Genomic DNA, 16570 nt, shown 5'->3' with positions numbered 1-16570 from the left:
ACATAATTTCCTTTTCCGCACTCATCGAAAGGACAAATGATAAAACGCAAAAGCGGCCACTTACGATAAAAATCGAAAGTGACCGCTAAAAAGAGATTTATTTCTCTGATATAAGGATCTATCAGTCCGGGGTTATTACTTCACTACAAACCCTCTCTTATCCAGATAAGCTTTGAATTTATGCAAATATTCTTCATCCGGACCATCAAAGAAGGATACACCGGATGCCCCGTTATTGTATGCTTCATCCAGCGCCTCTTCAAAATTGTCCTTAATGTCACCAAACATCAGTCCGGCATATATCTTGGCACGACCATTCACCGTTTCAACGCTTTCCTTTACCGAACGACCGATCCATTCAGGACCTTCATAATAGAATTTATTATAAATCATCGGATAATAAGCATCCAGCGTCCATTCTCCCCAATCTTGGCGCACCATCTTGCGAGCCATGGATGGCCCCGGGAACACTGCGGCAGAAATAGCTTTATGATCGGCTTTCACCGCTTTGGTAATGGCATCCACCACACGAGTGATGGCATCCAGACGAAAATTAATCCAACTCTGGTTTTCCATCGGATACTTTAATTCCAACGGATCCTGCCCTGTTTTGGCTTTAAACAATTCACGGCAGACATCACAATAACAATAGTCATATTCCGGCAATTCTTCTTTCTGCTCGATACCATAGTTTTTCCATAAGCTGACAGGCAAGACTACATCCGGCATACGGACATAATCCAGATGAACACCATCCACGTATGGCTTATGGGCTTCCTTTACATAGTCTTCTGCCAAATACTCTGCCACACCTTGATGATTAGGACACAAGAAACGATAATAATCCACGTAGGCCGGTTTATCGTGACAAGACTCGCCTTTACGGTTCACGGCATACCAGTCGGGATGCTTGTCCAGCAATTCCCTGCGGTTCATCGTCCATTTCCAATAATGTGCCTCCAAACCGGCTTCTTTGCAAAGGCGATAAATATTTTCATTGTATCCCTCGAACATGACACCCGAAATACCACATTCTTTCAACAACGCAAACCACTTTTGCCATTCGGCATCCGAACGGTTGTTCAGACGCATCCATAACCAGTTTTTAACTTCACGGGCAGGTATCTTTTCTGTCCGGAAACGTCCTTCATTATTTATCACATAACGGACTCCTTCAACAGGATTGGTTATAGCGATCTGATAAGTGTTCTGAGTCGCCTCCACCGCAATCCGGGCATCAGCCGGAAGATCCTTCAACTCCCTGTCGGTCAAAAAGAATTGTTCTGTGGCGCGCAGATAATTATGTTGTTTACTATAATTATCCTGCTGTGCGTAGAACATGGCCCACAGCAATTTATAAATAGCCTGATTGTATGGATAAACCAACTCATCTTGCGAGGTTCCCACTTTCTTGTCTACGAAATAAAGATATCCCCAACGGTCGGGCATGTGCATATCAATTCTTCCGGTGGGAGTCCATACCCAATTTTCCTCGGGTCCTTTTTCCTTCAGCCACTGCACACGCGAGAAGTTGATGCGCCAGGTATTGCCGGCCTTCAACGGATTGTTAAAGTTCATGGTCAGCGCCTGATGAGGAATGGCCATTTCCACGCTCCAATACTTATCTTTGTCTTTTGATTTATTCAGCGTACCTTCACAATGGATGGCAGTCTTCAATCCGGGACAGTCCCATTGCACCATGAAGTTTCCACCCGAACGATAAGGCTTGTCCAGCATCAGGTCGAAAATCACGCCACGCGCATTGGTTTCTATTTCAAAATAATTGTGTCCGTCGCTGTCCGGATCAATAAATACTTCAAAGTCATTGTCATAATAGATGATGGTATCACGCTGGGTAAGACGCGCCTTGATATCCTCTTCTTGAAGAACAGCTCCTACATATAAATACTCATCATCCCACAACATCTTGGCGGTAGTCCCGTACTTGGGAGTAGGGAATCCTTCGCCGCTTATATCTACAAACGGGGCGGTAGCTGCCGCCTTGTTCCAGGAACTTTCACTCAGTTTACCATCTATTTTCAATTTTCCATCCGGACGATAACATACATAAGTACGCGGTTCGGTCAGAAAACGTTCATATTGTTCAAAAAGGCTTTGTGCCATTGCCGGAAATGTAACCAGCAGAAGCAACAGGGTATAAATAAGTTTTTTCATCTATTTTTCTGATTCAGGTTAGTTATTATCTTGCACTTGTCCCACTCCGCGATAGAGTTTGATCGGTCCGTCCAGCAACACGGCCAGTACGGTGATCTGTTCATCCTGTACCTGTTGGGGTACATCAATGTAGAGATTGCCCGGCACTGAGTTCCAATAATTTTTATTGTAGACCTTGTAATTCAGCATAGCTCCGTTACCAACCACCCATATACGGTTCACTTTGTTCACCAATCCTTTTACTTCCACCGGACCGTTAGGCTTGTAAGGCAGGTATAAATAAAGAATATCCCCCGCCTTATTCAGTGTGGTATATCCCTGGAAATGCTCGGCAGGAATCCCCGCGCGAGTTTCATAGATGGCCTCTTTATGCTTCTTGGTCCATCGGCCGAACTCCTTTAACACAGCAATCTGTTCTTCTGGAATGGAACCGTCCTCTTTCGGACCGATATCCAATAAAAGATTACCGCCCATGCTCAGGCAGTCTACAAATGTACGAAGCAAGATATAGGGTGATTTATAGTTGCTGTCTGTATGCTGATATCCCCATGAATCATTCATGGTCATACAAAGCTCCCAATATTTATCCTCGGGACGCACCACCGGCACTCCCTGTTCGGGAGTGGCATAGTCGCCATATCCCTGTATGCGCGAGTTGATAATCACATTCTTATTATCCGAACGGAGCAGATCTACAATACCTTTGGAATTCCATGCTTCCGCACTTTGCTCCCAGTCTCCGTCGAACCAATACAGATCGGGCTTCCAGGTCTTGTTCAGCTCCGCCAATTGTCCGAAATTGAACTTGTTGAACCGTGCCCAACGTTCAGGATCATTTTTATAACGTACTTCCGTACGGGTTTTGTTAGGGTAATCGGGATGAGACCAGTCCAATAAAGAATAATAGAAACCAAGCTTCAATCCTTGTTTTCTCACTTCCTTTACAAAGGGAGCTATGAGATCGCGTTTTGCCGGAGTACTTTTCACTACGCTGATATCTCCCACTTTGGTGTCCCATAACGCAACTCCGTCATGATGTTTGGTGGTTATCACTGTATATTTGGCTCCACTCTCTTTAATCAGATCCACCCAAGCTTTCGGATCATACTTGGAGGCTGTGAAACCTTTTTCCTGCTCCATGTATTCATCATAGGGCAGGTAGTTGTTAAAGAAGGACCAGCTTTCGGACACTCCTCTGACGGAATAAATGCCCCAATGGATAAAGATCCCCAACTTGGCTTGTGAAAACCATTCCATTCTCTTGTCTTTCTGCTCGACTGTTTCATTCTGCGGCGTATCCTGTGCCCGTAAAGGGGAAGCTGCGATCAGCAAACCCAGGAACGCCAACGATAATCGGTTCTTTTTCATATATAATAGGTTTGATTAGTTAGGATAGCATGTCGGTATTATTAAAATATACAGCTATATAATGGACAAAGATAATGTATTTTTATATTTTATTCTATCTTTGCACCCTTAAAACAGAACAAATATGAGCACAAAGAAAAAGAAACAATCCAATAGTCCTCTGAGAATCGTCCTTATTTTAGTATTGCTGGGGCTTCTGGCTTATAAATATCAGTTGTTTGACGGGAAACTGTTTGATAAGATTCCTACCATCGAAAGCAATGAAGAAAAGCCCGAAATACTTACCCCGACTCAGCATGGCGGTGCATTGGAAATTCCGATGATGCAATCAAGTACAGGCGGCCAGGTATTGAAACGTAAAGGATATACCTTGTCTTATAACGCTGATTACAAAACCCCACAATGGGTAGCATGGGAACTTACTAAAAAAGAGACAAAAGGAAAAGAGGAGCGGACAGACAAGTTCCTGCCCGACCCGGACGTACGTGGAGCCAAAGCATACACGGGAGATTACACCAAATCGGGATATGACCGGGGGCACATGGCACCTGCCGCCGATATGAAATGGAGCAAACAAGCCATGGAAGAATCTTTTTATATGAGCAACATTTGTCCGCAAAATCCGAACCTGAACCGCGGTGACTGGAATGACCTGGAGGAAAAGTCACGCCAATGGGCAAAAAAATATGGAGCGGTGTATATTGCCTGCGGACCTATATATGATACCAAACGCCCCAAACGAATTGGCAACAATAAAGTGGCAGTCCCCAATGCTTTCTATAAAGTCATACTGATAAATGACAAGAAAAATCCGCAAGCCATGGGATTTATTTTCCCGAATAGCGCCGGACATAAGCCACTGAAAAAATACGTAGTAACTGTAGATAGTATAGAGAAAAGAACGGAGATAGACTTCTTTCCTGCCCTGCCGGATGAGGTAGAAAACAGAATTGAAGCGGAGCTGGTACAAGAATTACCGTAATTCGTCACAGGTCAGAATGCACACTTTTACACATACGTATGGATATCCGATGCAAAAAGAGGCGCACCTTGATTGATACGCCTCTCTTCTCTCCCTGTCTGAACAGGAAAAATATCATTAATCTTCCATCAGCTTGCGATAGCGCACCCGTTTCGGCTCCTCATTGCCCAGACGCTTCATCTTGTTCTCTTCGTATTCCGAATAAGATCCTTCAAAGAAGAATACCTCGCTGTTTCCTTCGAAAGCCAGGATATGGGTACAGATACGGTCCAGGAACCAACGGTCGTGGCTGATCACCACCGCACAGCCCGCAAAGTCGTCCAGACCTTCTTCCAGCGCACGCAGCGTGTTCACGTCAATATCATTGGTAGGCTCGTCCAGCAACAGCACATTGCCTTCTTCCTTCAGCGCCATAGCCAGATGCAGGCGGTTGCGCTCACCACCCGAAAGCATTCCGCAAAGTTTCTCCTGATCGGCTCCCGAGAAATTGAAACGGCTGAGGTAGGCACGCGCGTTGATGTCTCTGTTGCCCAGACGGATCAGCTCGTTTCCACCGCTGATTACCTGATAAACGGACTTGGCGGGGTCAATGTCTTTATGCTGCTGGTCCACGTATGCCAGTTTCACGGTCTCTCCTACCTCGAAAGTTCCTTTGTCTACAGTTTCCAGTCCCATAATCAAGCGGAACAACGTAGTCTTACCGGCACCGTTGGGACCGATCACGCCGACAATACCGTTAGGAGGTAGCATGAAATTCAGATTGTCGAACAACAGCTTGTCACCATATGCCTTCGCCACCCCTTTGGCCTCGATCACCTTGTTTCCCAGACGGGGACCGTTCGGGATGAAGATTTCCAGTTTCTCTTCCTTTTCCTTCACATCTTCATTCAGCAACTTGTCGTAAGAGTTCAAACGGGCCTTTCCCTTTGCCTGACGGGCCTTGGGAGCCATACGCACCCAGTCCAGCTCGCGCTCCAAAGTCTTACGGCGCTTGCTGGCCACTTTCTCCTCCATCTCCATGCGCTTGGTTTTCTGTTCCAGCCAGCTGGAGTAGTTTCCTTTCCAGGGGATCCCTTCGCCACGATCCAGTTCCAGAATCCATCCGGCTACGTGATCTAGGAAGTAACGGTCGTGGGTTACGGCAATTACCGTACCTTCATATTGCTGCAAATGCTGTTCCAGCCAGTCGATACTTTCCGCATCCAAGTGGTTGGTAGGCTCGTCCAGCAACAGGATATCCGGCTTCTGCAACAGCAGGCGGCACAATGCCACACGGCGGCGCTCACCTCCCGAGAGGTTCTTCACCGGCTGGTCTTCGGGCGGACAGCGCAACGCATCCATGGCGCGTTCCAGTTTGCTGTCCAAATTCCACGCGTCCGTAGCGTCAATGATATCCTGCAACTCTGCCTGACGGGCAAAGAGCGCATCCATCTTCTCAGGATCCTCATAGTATTCGGGAAGTCCAAACTTGTTGTTTATTTCTTCATATTCCGCCAGCGTGTCCACAATGTTCTGCACCCCTTCCATCACCACCTCTTTCACTGTCTTTTCATTATCCAGATGCGGTTCCTGTGCCAGATAGCCTACAGAGTAGCCCGGCGAGAACACCACTTCTCCTTGATAACTTTTCTCCAGTCCGGCGATGATTTTCATCAACGTTGACTTGCCCGAACCGTTCAGACCGATGATACCGATCTTAGCACCGTAAAAAAAGGATAGGTAGATGTCTTTCAATACCTGTTTGTTCGCCTGGAAAGCTTTGCTTACGCCCACCATCGAAAAGATAATCTTTTTGTCGTCTGCCATATTCTTTCTATTATTAATTTATTTAAGTTGCTATATTTTATTGTTTTTCCTCCATCTTTCTGTAATACCACGGATGCGTGAAGAGCTCATACATCAGCAACAGAACGGCACAGATACCGATACATATCCAGTAAATGGTATCGGGATGGCCCTCAGTCCATATATTCTCAAACAGGAAGCCGGCCAGCACACCTGCCTCCCACAGCAACTGATAGGTATTGTTTCCTGTCCCCCGTTCGCAGTGCCTCGGCAGACTGATCATTTTTATAAAGAAGCGTGACACGGTAGTGCCGATCCCCATTCCCAACAAGATGCCGGCTATATAACTGTTTATCAATCCATTGGAATAATTGAGCAATAACAGTCCTCCTATCATTGCTGCCTGTCCCAACTCCACCTCCGAACGGCCGGAAGCATGGGAAAGTACGTAACTCAAAAGTAGCAAAGAGAGGATAAGACCTGCCAGGATGCAGATATAAAACAATTCATTATAAATATGTGCGATCAATATGCCGAAAACAATGGCTACCATCATCATATTCAAACCTGCCCACAGGGTACGCGGCAACACAAAGCGGTCCAGCGAGAACCATAAAGTACTAAGCGGGGCACGGAAAGGGACTTTCACCGCCGGAATCAGCACCAACGCCAACGTTCCTAAAGCCACACTGGTATAAATGATATAGTGAAAATTCCAATAAGGATAAATATAGACCCCTAAGGCAAGACCTGCCGCCATTCCAAAACGGCCCGCCCATGCAAAAGCGATATTGGCGTCCGTGCGGCGGCGGGAAGCGGTGACATCAATCACCAATGTACTGCCCGTTGTCATAGTTATGACACTGAACAGTCCCCCTTGAAGCGCTCTGACCAGCACCACAAGCCCTACAGTGGCGACGTATGGATATAACAGACTGGATGCTACCAGCAGGAACATCGCTATGAAGCACACACTTTTACGTTTAAATGTATCAATAAGATAGCTGTTGAATGCTCCCGGAAGGAACATGGCCAGCCCGAAAACAGCAATGGTCGCTCCTGCTTCCGCATAACTGCAATACCAATGCCGCACCATCCATAAAGGCAATGCAGGAAGCATCATGTATAGCGATACATAAAGCAAAAAATTGGAAAGGGATAACAAAACCATATTCCCTGTCCATAATTTCGCCTTTTCATACGGAAAGAAGAAGTCATCATACATATCGGCAAAAACTTTTTAATATTGTTCGTCTTCGTTAGGGAAATCACCTTTTTTCACATCATCCACGTACTGCTGTATGGCTCCTGTCATGACTGTATGCAAATCGGCATAACGACGGAGGAAACGGGGGCTGAAACCGTTGGTCATCCCCAGCATGTCTGATACGACCAGCACCTGGCCGTCCACCGCACCGCCGGCTCCGATACCGATAACGGGAATGGTCAGCTCCCTGGCCACACGCTCTGCCAGTGACGCGGGGATTTTCTCGAGCACCAACGCAAAACATCCGGCCTCTTCCAGCAGATGTGCGTCGCTCAACAGTTTATCGGCCTCCTCCTCGTCCTTGGCGCGTACTGTATAGGTTCCATATTTATTGATAGATTGCGGCATCAGTCCCAAGTGTCCCATGATGGGAATGCCGGCAGCAATGATTTTCTTTACCGCATCAATGATCTCCACGCCACCTTCCAGTTTCAATGCATCGGCGTGCGTAATCTTCATAACTTTGATCGCATTGGTCACCGCTTCGTATTCGGAAGTCTGATAAGTACCAAAAGGCAGATCCACCACAACGAGCGCACGTTTCACTCCACGGACTACGGACTTTCCATGATAAATCATCTGGTCAAGAGTGATGGGAAGTGTGGTCACATTTCCTGCCATGACATTCGACGCGGAATCGCCTACCAAAATGACATCAATACCTGCGCCATCCACAATCTGCGCTGTCGTGTAGTCATACGAGGTCAACATAGAAATTTTCTCGCCTCTCTGCTTCATTTCCACCAACCGGTGAGTCGTTACTTTGCGTGTATCGCCTGAAATATATCCTGCCATATTTACTTTAATTTATAAAAAACGGCTGCAAAGGTAGATGTTTTAGTTGACATTACCTCATTATATTCTTCATTTTTTCGAAACTGAACCCATTAAAGTCCTGAATGACAGCATCTGCCTTATCGCGTATTTGCTCTTCGGGATTGGTAGTGGCCAGTCCTATCACAGTCATTCCGGCACGGTTTCCCGCCTCAAGCCCGTGAAACGAATCCTCGAACACCACACAGTTCCCGGGCACAGTGTCAAAAACTGTCGCACCCAACAGGAAACATTCGGGGTCAGGTTTGGAATGGGTAAACATTTCGGCGGTGAGGATACGGTCTACACTTTGTTTCAGTTCCGGATGTGCTTTATATACATTGTTCATTTTCATCTCATTTGAACTTGTGACTATCGCTATCTTTACCTCGTTTTCCTTCAATTCTTTCAGGAATTCCTCTACGCCCGGAATATAATCATATAACATGTTTTTTTCAAAATTGTTCAAATCTTCTGTAATTTCACGTTGCACATCTTCCATTCCGGCAAAATATTTAGTGTAAATCTGTGTCAAGGTCTGCCCTTTTATCAACCGGCCGAACTCGGGAAGTTCCGGATGGTATTTCCGTCCTTGTTCGTTCCAGAATATGCTATACTGAGTCTCAGTGTCCATCACCACTCCGTCAAAATCGAATAAAGCTGCCATGCTTTTTGTTGAATTCATATTACTTTTAGTTTGATTTAACTCCGCAAAGGTCCGAATAATCCTCCATATTCCTAACTTTGCAAAGCTTAAAAATAATAAAAACGCGAATGAGAGAAAACAACCCGCACATACTGGGTACAGAAAAAGTAGGAAAGCTGCTTCTAGAGTACTCTATTCCTGCCATCATAGGGATGACACTGACATCACTGTACAATATCATTGACAGTGTGTTTATCGGACACGGTGTCGGTGCCATGGCTATCTCGGGCTTGGCTATTTCTTTTCCGTTGATGAACCTGCTGGTGGCGTTCTGTACACTGGTCGGGGTGGGTGGCGCCACCATTTCTTCCATCCGTCTGGGACAGAAAGATACGGACGGTGCCGAGAAGGTGCTGGGAAACGTAACGGTGCTTTGTGTGATAAATTCTATTTTCTACGGAGGCATCACCCTGCTGTTTCTAGACCAGATTCTGTTCTTTTTCGGGGCAAGCCATGACACGTTGCCATACGCCCGCGACTTTATGCAGATTATATTAATAGGAAGTCCTGTCACCTATGTAATGATCGGGCTGAATAACATCATGCGTGCCACCGGTTATCCCCGAAAGGCGATGCTGTCCTCCATGCTGACGGTGGGGTGCAACATTATTCTGGCTCCTGTCTTTATTTTCTGGCTCGGCTGGGGAATCCGCGGAGCAGCTACAGCAACCATCCTTTCACAGTTTGCCGGCATGGTATGGGTGCTGAGCCATTTCATGCAGGAAAAAAGTTATATCCGCTTCAAGAAAGGAATATTCAAATTAAGGAAACGGATCATAGAGAATATCTTCAGTATCGGCATGTCGCCATTCCTGATGAATGTCTGCGCTTCGGCCATTGTCATTATATTCAACAAAAGCTTGCTGCTCTACGGGGGCGATCTGGCTATCGGCGCATACGGCATATTGAACCGCCTGCTGATGCTGTTTGTAATGGTTATCATGGGACTGACTATGGGAATGCAGCCGATTGTGGGCTATAATCATGGCGCACACAAATTCGACCGGGTGAAGCAGACCTTGAAATATTGCATGATTGCAGGGGGCTGCATCACTTCGCTGGGCTTTGTTTTCAGCGAACTTTTCCCTAATTTGGTTGTTAATATGTTTACAGACGATAAAGAACTTACAGCATTGGCACGCACTGGGTTGCAAATCGGAGTCCTGATGTTTCCTTTCGTGGGAATACAAATTGTGATTTCCAGTTTCTTCCAATCTATCGGGAAAGCGAAAATTTCTATCTTCCTCTCCCTGTCCCGCCAGCTGCTGTATTTATTGCCCTGCTTGCTGTTGTTGCCTCATTGGTGGGGACTGAACGGCATCTGGCTCAGTATGCCTGTATCCGATCTTTTGGCTTTTATCACCGCCTGCCTGATGCTGGCACATCATATTAAAAATTTAAACAAGATCACAGAAGTATGATATTTAATGCAGAAAACATTCTCCTGATAGGCTCCATCCTATTGTTCGTAAGTATTGTAGTGAGCAAGACTGGCTACCGGTTCGGAATCCCTACGTTACTTGTTTTTTTATTGGTCGGCATGCTGTTCGGAAGCGACGGTCTGGGACTCCAGTTCCATGATGCGGGCGAGGCACAGTTCATCGGCATGATGGCTCTTAGCATCATTCTGTTCTCAGGGGGCATGGATACCAAATACTCGGACATCAAGCCTGTATTGCCACAAGGCATACTGCTTTCCACCTTCGGCGTGTTGCTTACTACTATTTTCACCGGATTCTTTATTTATTGGATTTCCGGGTTCTCGAATGTCAGCATTACCATGTCCCTGATGACGGCCATGCTGCTGGCGGCTACCATGTCCTCTACGGACTCTGCTTCCGTGTTCAATATCCTGCGCTCGCAAAGCATGAACCTGAAGCACAACCTCCGCCCGATGCTGGAACTGGAAAGCGGAAGTAATGACCCTATGGCGTATATGCTTACTATCGTCCTGATACAATTCATCACATCGGCAGGCATGGGGGCAGGCGATATTCTGACTTCGTTCCTGATTCAGTTTGTGGTGGGTGGCGCATCAGGATTCTTGTTGGGGAAACTGGCGGTAGTAATCATCAACAAGATTGACTTGAAGAACCAGTCGCTCTATCCTATCTTGCTGCTGAGCTTTATTTTCTTCACATTCACCATGACCGACCTGTGTAAAGGGAACGGCTATCTGGCTGTCTATATAGCAGGAATGATGGTGGGTAACGCACGCATTGTAAACCGTAAGGAGATCGCTACTTTTATGAGCGGCATGACCTGGCTCTTCCAAATCATCATGTTCCTGAGCTTGGGATTGCTGGTGAATCCCCATGAAATGTTGTCCATCGCCATACCGGCAACCTTGATCGGCATCTTCATGATTGTCCTCGCCCGCCCGCTCAGTGTCCTGCTCTGCCTCCTTCCTTTTAAAAAGATGAACATCAGCTCACGGCTGTTTATTTCCTGGGTGGGACTGCGCGGAGCAGTACCTATCATATTTGCCACTTATCCGGTAGTGGCTGATGTACCGGGATCTACTCAGATTTTCAATATCGTATTCTTCATTACCATATTGTCTTTAGTGGTTCAGGGAACGACCATTTCCTGGATGGCCAAATTACTCCATCTGGATACGCCACTGGAAAAAACAGGAAATGATTTCGGAGTGGAGATACCAGAGGAAATCAATACAGACCTCCGCGATATCGTACTGACAGAGGAAATGCTGGCAAAGGGAAACAGGCTGATGGATATGAACCTGCCTAAAGGTATGCTGGTGATGCTGGTAAAAAGGGGGAACGAGTTCATGATCCCCAATGGCTCTCTGCAACTGCATGCCGGTGACAAGCTGCTGATTATCTCGGAGAGCAAAACGAAATAAGCTATTGGTCGATAACTCAACTGAACAACAGCATGATATTCAATGCGGAGACAATCACCGCAATGGTATAAAGCACGAATGAACTCCACCGAGAGTTGGCATATTTGCCCATCACCCGTTTGGAAGAGGTCAATCCTACTTGCAGAAACACCGTGAAAGGCAGCTGGATACTCAGAATCATCTGAGAGACAATAAGGCCGTAAAAGGGATTCTCAATAAAAAAAATAAGAACCAATGCTATCCCCAAAGAAATCAAAATACCTGCCTTTGAGTGGATATCCTTGATATGATAGGACTCCCCGAAAATACCCGCAAAGATAGAACCTGCCGCCATACCACTGGTTATGGTGGAGGAAATCCCCGCCATCAGCAATGCCAAGGCAAAAATGATTCCGGCATGGCTGCCCAGCAACGGATCCAGCAACGACTTCGCCTGCTGCAACTCCTCCACCGGAGTCCGGGTACGAAAGAAAGTAGCGGCCGCCAGCAAGATCATGGCACTATTGATGGCCCATCCCACAATCATGGAGAACAACGTATCATAGAATTCATATTTCAATACTTTACGAATGGAGTTCTCGTCCTGCTTGTTGTACTCGTGGCTCTGTATCACCTCTGAATGCAAGAAAAGATTATGCGGCATAACCACCGCTCCCAGCACGCTCATAACAATCAGCATACTGCCTTGAGGTATGTCGGGCACTACCCAAGAACGGACCGCCACAGGCCAGTTAATATCTACAAGAAACAATTCATACAGAAACGAAAGGCCGATTACGGATACAAAAGCAATGATGGCTCTTTCTATCTTTTTATATGAATTGGAGAAAAGCATAATGACGACAAACATCGTAGTAAGAACAGCTCCCCAGGCAATGGGAATCCCCAAAAGCATCTGCAAGGCAATGGCTCCCCCCAGTATCTCTGCCAACGAAGTGGATATGGAGGCCAGTACCGCGCTGCCCAAAATGGGACGGGATATCCACTTGGGACAATACTGCGTGGCTGCTTCACTCAGGCACAATCCCGTCACAATGCCCAGATGGGCCACATTATGCTGCAACACAATCAACATAATGGTAGATAAAGTCACCACCCACAACAACGCGTAACCAAATTCGGAACCGGCTGCAAAATTCGAGGCCCAGTTTCCCGGATCAATAAAACCTACAGTAACCAATAATCCGGGACCAATATATTTAAAGAAATCAAGACCACCCAGATAACGCTTGTGGTCCGTACGTTTTAATTCATCTATAATGCGAGACATGTTTTACTTTTTTTGTTTGCACAAACTTACTAATAAAAAACAAAAATCCATTTGCTTTGTTCAAACTTATAGTTTACTTTCGCTTCAAAATACCATTTATAATGAAAAGAGAAACGATTATAATAGCGGCCCTAGGCTTTCTTACTTTGGCAGGGTGTAATAACAACCACCATTCACAAGTCCGTAAATTCAAGCAGACAGCCGAGAAGACCAACCGGTCCTGCCCCACCCGCATGAACGAAACGATTACACTGGACAGTACCCGTTATGATGAGAAAGACAATGCTGTGAGTTATTTCTACAGTGTCACAGGGGAACTGGACAACGCCATTTATATGAACACCCATTATGCCACCTTTAAACAAGCCCTGCAGGATGCAGTAGACAATTCGGTGGAAATGGAGGAATACCGGAAATTCAACACCTCCATTCACTATATCTATTATTCGGGATCAAGTAAAAAGCAACTGGCCGAATTCTCCTTCAATTCCCCCAAATAGGTTCTGTCTCAGCCCATCCGGATACATGATACCACGCTATGGAAGACTTGAAATAATTATTCCAAAGCAAATATTTGGGAGTGGTGGATGAATTGGGGATATACATCCCCATGCCACAATAGTTATTACCATCTATCCTATACAGGAACGAAGTAGGATTAGGGGTATAATCTGTATAAATGACCGCTTTATTAAATTGCTGCATAAATTCCTCGGGAACTGTCCCTCCAGTCAAGTTTCCGACAAATTGTACCATATCGTATGCATAACCTTTGAAGTTGTTACCAACTTTACCATACTGTTGCAAATCAGCCGTATCAACATTCTTCAGGTTATCCCGATGGGACAGAATCACACTTCTGGTTACTTCCGCCAATCCTTCCATCTGACTGCAATCTACCGCCGAAATGGTTCCCCAGCCATTATAGTTATAATAATCTATATAATCTTTACAGATTGATTCCAAATAATCCTTGATCGCATTTTCATACAAATAAGGCATGACACTTGCGTAAGGAAATCCGTCTGCCGGTATATCAAGTACAGAAGCGATGCAATACTTGGTAACATCCTTCAGTTCATAATACACCTCAGCACACCCCATCATACACGCATCAAACAAGACAAAATCAAACTTTTGAGGATTTACCGTACGCAAGACCTCAACCAGTTCGGGTATCACAGCCGTATTTGCATTCACTCCATCCACTCCGATAGAACGGGTTCCCGTAATGGTAGGCAACCATCCGGAACCGTGAGAACCGAATATGATACCGTAACTTTCTGACGGATAACATTCCATCATGTCGGAAATAACAGTCTGCATCACCTGTTTTTCCGTCGAGATCTGGGAAGGATAACTCTTCTCAACCACACCGATTTCCACAATATCAGCCGTACTGGAATTAGAGAACATATCTTCTATTTCATCCTTAGAATAGCCATTGATGCCTCCTCGTCCGTTGGTGGTATAGCGCAGGATAGTAGGCGTCTTCCAATTGGGTTCCGTGCTGTTCTCGTAACCATCCCAATAGACCAGCAGCGTGGCAGAGTCCGTAACTTCCGTCAAACCGTTCATCATGGTCAGAATATTCCTACGTAAATTATCACTCAAGTTGTTATTTGCCCAGAAAAAAGCCAGGACTGTTCTTCCGGCATGTTGCTGAGGAATCACGATTGCCTCTTTCTCGCAAGAGAAGAAAAAGCAGGCTGCTAAAAATATAAACAGAATCTTTTTCATAAGAAAAAGGATTACTCTTCCGGTTTCTTGAACTTGAATGCGTTAGGATTCACTTCGCGAATCAACAAGGTCTTTCCTTTTTGATACTTGGTCTTCATCTTGTTAATGCTCTTCTGCAGTTTCTTTCTGCTGTTCGAGAAATAAACAAAGCAAGTGCGGTTCGTCAGCCCTTCCTCGTTTTCCAGATAGTTTTTCAGCTGATAACTGTATTGTGAACGTTCCGGCAACATCTTATTCTTGTCCAGCCTCACACTGTCCAACAACTGGATTTCCGTAAAATAGACCAATGAATCTGTAAACGATGCGGATACGCCTACTATATAAACGGATTTACCTTTACTTCCTTTCAATGAGAATGCCGAGCATACCATCAGTACCAATAATAAAGAGCACAGAATCTTTATGGATTTCATAATTCTAATTTTATAATTTTATTAGAGGACAAAAGTAGTTATTTACGAACAAATACGAAAAAGTAATAGATTAATTAACTATAATAATTAGCATATTAAGAACAAAAGCACAAGACGGGAGTCACCTTCCACCTTGTGCTTTGTTTTCTTTTCGGAAACCGAGTCTTTCTTACCCTAAATAAGACTTAAGCAGCTTGCTACGCGAATTTTGTCTCAATCTTCTAATGGCTTTCTCTTTAATCTGACGTACGCGCTCACGAGTGAGGCCGAATTTATCGCCGATTTCTTCCAACGTCATTTCCTGCGTATTAATACCGAAAAACATCTGGATAATATCCTTCTCCCTTTCGGTCAGCGTAGAGAGTGCTCTATCAATTTCCCTCGCAAGTGATTCATTAACCAAGGAACGGTCTGCCATAGGCGAGTCATCGTTTACAAGCACATCCAACAAACTGTTATCCTCTCCTTCCACAAAAGGAGCATCTACAGAAATGTGGCGTCCTGAAACTTTCAACGTGTCCGAGATTTTATCTACAGGTATTTCCAGTTCATCGGCCAGTTCTTCCGGAGAAGGACGACGCTCGTTTTCCTGTTCGAATTTAGAGAAGGCTTTGCTGATCTTATTCAACGAACCTACCTGATTCAACGGCAAACGGACAATACGTGACTGCTCTGCCAATGCCTGGAGAATAGACTGGCGAATCCACCATACGGCGTAACTGATAAACTTGAAGCCTCGGGTCTCATCGAACTTTTCGGCTGCTTTAATCAATCCCAGGTTGCCTTCATTAATCAAGTCAGGAAGACTTAACCCCTGATTTTGATACTGCTTGGCTACAGACACGACAAAACGTAAGTTAGCACGTGTCAGTTTTTCCAATGCCACCCGGTCGCCTTTACGGATACGTTGAGCGAGCTCCACCTCTTCCTCTACAGTAATCAGATCTTCACGGCCTATTTCCTGTAAATACTTATCCAGAGATGCGCTCTCTCGGTTAGTGATACTTTTGGTAATCTTTAATTGTCTCATTCTCTATAAAACAAATTTGGGATGCAAATTTACAATATTAAAATGGAATACATCCATTTTTGTTTGAAAAATATTAGCTAATAAATCAAAAAAGACTATCTTTGTCTCTCTTTTCCTAAATATTTTGCAGAAATAGAATCATATCTTTCTCTTTA

14 protein-coding genes are annotated in these 16570 nt (G+C 45.3%); 4 read left to right on the top strand and 10 right to left on the bottom strand.

What is annotated here, in order from left to right:
- Positions 1–135: 135 nt before the first annotated feature.
- The gene (locus ACYQ0C_RS08345; RefSeq protein WP_016276325.1) at positions 136–2175 is read right to left on the bottom strand and encodes a sugar-binding protein; all 2040 of its coding nucleotides are present in this window, start codon (positions 2173–2175) and stop codon (positions 136–138) included.
- 18 nt (positions 2176–2193) lie between these two features.
- The gene (locus tag ACYQ0C_RS08340) at positions 2194–3543 is read right to left on the bottom strand and encodes an alpha-L-fucosidase (protein WP_016276324.1); all 1350 of its coding nucleotides are present in this window, start codon (positions 3541–3543) and stop codon (positions 2194–2196) included.
- Positions 3544–3667: 124 nt separating this feature from the next.
- On the opposite strand from ACYQ0C_RS08340, the gene ACYQ0C_RS08335 reads away from it, so the two are divergent.
- Complete coding sequence (locus tag ACYQ0C_RS08335) at positions 3668–4525, top strand: DNA/RNA non-specific endonuclease (protein ID WP_016276323.1); 858 nt, start codon at positions 3668–3670, stop codon at positions 4523–4525.
- A 117-nt stretch (positions 4526–4642) separates the two neighbouring features.
- Here the strand turns inward: ACYQ0C_RS08335 and ettA are convergent, their stop codons facing one another.
- Genes ettA through ACYQ0C_RS08315 form a run of 4 tightly spaced genes read right to left on the bottom strand, consistent with a single transcriptional unit; the run spans position 4643 to position 9075 of the window.
- A complete protein-coding gene (ettA, locus tag ACYQ0C_RS08330; RefSeq protein ID WP_016276322.1) occupies positions 4643–6331 on the bottom strand; it encodes an energy-dependent translational throttle protein EttA in 1689 nt (562 codons plus the stop codon).
- Positions 6332–6368: 37 nt separating this feature from the next.
- Positions 6369–7535 (bottom strand): MFS transporter, encoded by a 1167-nt coding sequence (locus ACYQ0C_RS08325; RefSeq protein ID WP_016276321.1) that lies wholly within the window; start codon positions 7533–7535, stop codon positions 6369–6371.
- Between the two features lie 15 nt (positions 7536–7550).
- Positions 7551–8372, bottom strand: coding sequence for a 3-methyl-2-oxobutanoate hydroxymethyltransferase (gene panB, locus ACYQ0C_RS08320; RefSeq protein ID WP_016276320.1), 822 nt, complete (start codon positions 8370–8372; stop codon positions 7551–7553).
- Between the two features lie 52 nt (positions 8373–8424).
- The gene (locus ACYQ0C_RS08315) at positions 8425–9075 is read right to left on the bottom strand and encodes an HAD family hydrolase (RefSeq protein ID WP_016276319.1); all 651 of its coding nucleotides are present in this window, start codon (positions 9073–9075) and stop codon (positions 8425–8427) included.
- Positions 9076–9164: 89 nt separating this feature from the next.
- Here ACYQ0C_RS08315 and ACYQ0C_RS08310 point away from each other — a divergent pair, with 89 nt between their 5' ends.
- Both ACYQ0C_RS08310 and ACYQ0C_RS08305 read left to right on the top strand, forming a co-directional pair.
- Entirely contained in the window at positions 9165–10517 is a 1353-nt protein-coding gene (locus ACYQ0C_RS08310) for an MATE family efflux transporter (protein ID WP_016276318.1), read from the top strand.
- The gene (locus ACYQ0C_RS08305) at positions 10514–11962 is read left to right on the top strand and encodes a potassium/proton antiporter (RefSeq protein WP_016276317.1); all 1449 of its coding nucleotides are present in this window, start codon (positions 10514–10516) and stop codon (positions 11960–11962) included. The genes ACYQ0C_RS08310 and ACYQ0C_RS08305 overlap by 4 nt, the downstream gene beginning before the upstream one ends.
- A gap of 16 nt (positions 11963–11978) precedes the next feature.
- Here the strand turns inward: ACYQ0C_RS08305 and ACYQ0C_RS08300 are convergent, their stop codons facing one another.
- On the bottom strand, positions 11979–13232 hold the full coding sequence (locus ACYQ0C_RS08300) for an Nramp family divalent metal transporter (RefSeq protein WP_016276316.1): 1254 nt from the start codon (positions 13230–13232) through the stop codon (positions 11979–11981).
- Positions 13233–13333: 101 nt separating this feature from the next.
- Between ACYQ0C_RS08300 and ACYQ0C_RS08295 the strand changes: the two genes are divergently transcribed.
- The gene (locus ACYQ0C_RS08295) at positions 13334–13732 is read left to right on the top strand and encodes a hypothetical protein (RefSeq protein WP_016276315.1); all 399 of its coding nucleotides are present in this window, start codon (positions 13334–13336) and stop codon (positions 13730–13732) included.
- Here the strand turns inward: ACYQ0C_RS08295 and ACYQ0C_RS08290 are convergent.
- From ACYQ0C_RS08290 to ACYQ0C_RS08280, 3 genes are all read right to left on the bottom strand, one after another.
- Positions 13716–14972, bottom strand: a complete 1257-nt coding sequence (locus ACYQ0C_RS08290; RefSeq protein ID WP_016276314.1) for a clostripain-related cysteine peptidase — start codon at positions 14970–14972, stop codon at positions 13716–13718. The genes ACYQ0C_RS08295 and ACYQ0C_RS08290 overlap by 17 nt on opposite strands.
- A gap of 11 nt (positions 14973–14983) precedes the next feature.
- A complete protein-coding gene (locus ACYQ0C_RS08285) occupies positions 14984–15385 on the bottom strand; it encodes a hypothetical protein (RefSeq protein ID WP_016276313.1) in 402 nt (133 codons plus the stop codon).
- A 169-nt stretch (positions 15386–15554) separates the two neighbouring features.
- On the bottom strand, positions 15555–16415 hold the full coding sequence (locus ACYQ0C_RS08280) for a sigma-70 family RNA polymerase sigma factor (protein WP_005843258.1): 861 nt from the start codon (positions 16413–16415) through the stop codon (positions 15555–15557).
- Between the last annotated feature and the right edge of the window lie 155 nt (positions 16416–16570).

Source organism: Phocaeicola sartorii JCM 17136 = DSM 21941, from assembly GCF_054653615.1.
The sequence above is the reverse complement of the archived record's forward strand: the minus strand, read 5'-3'. Positions and strand labels throughout refer to the sequence as shown.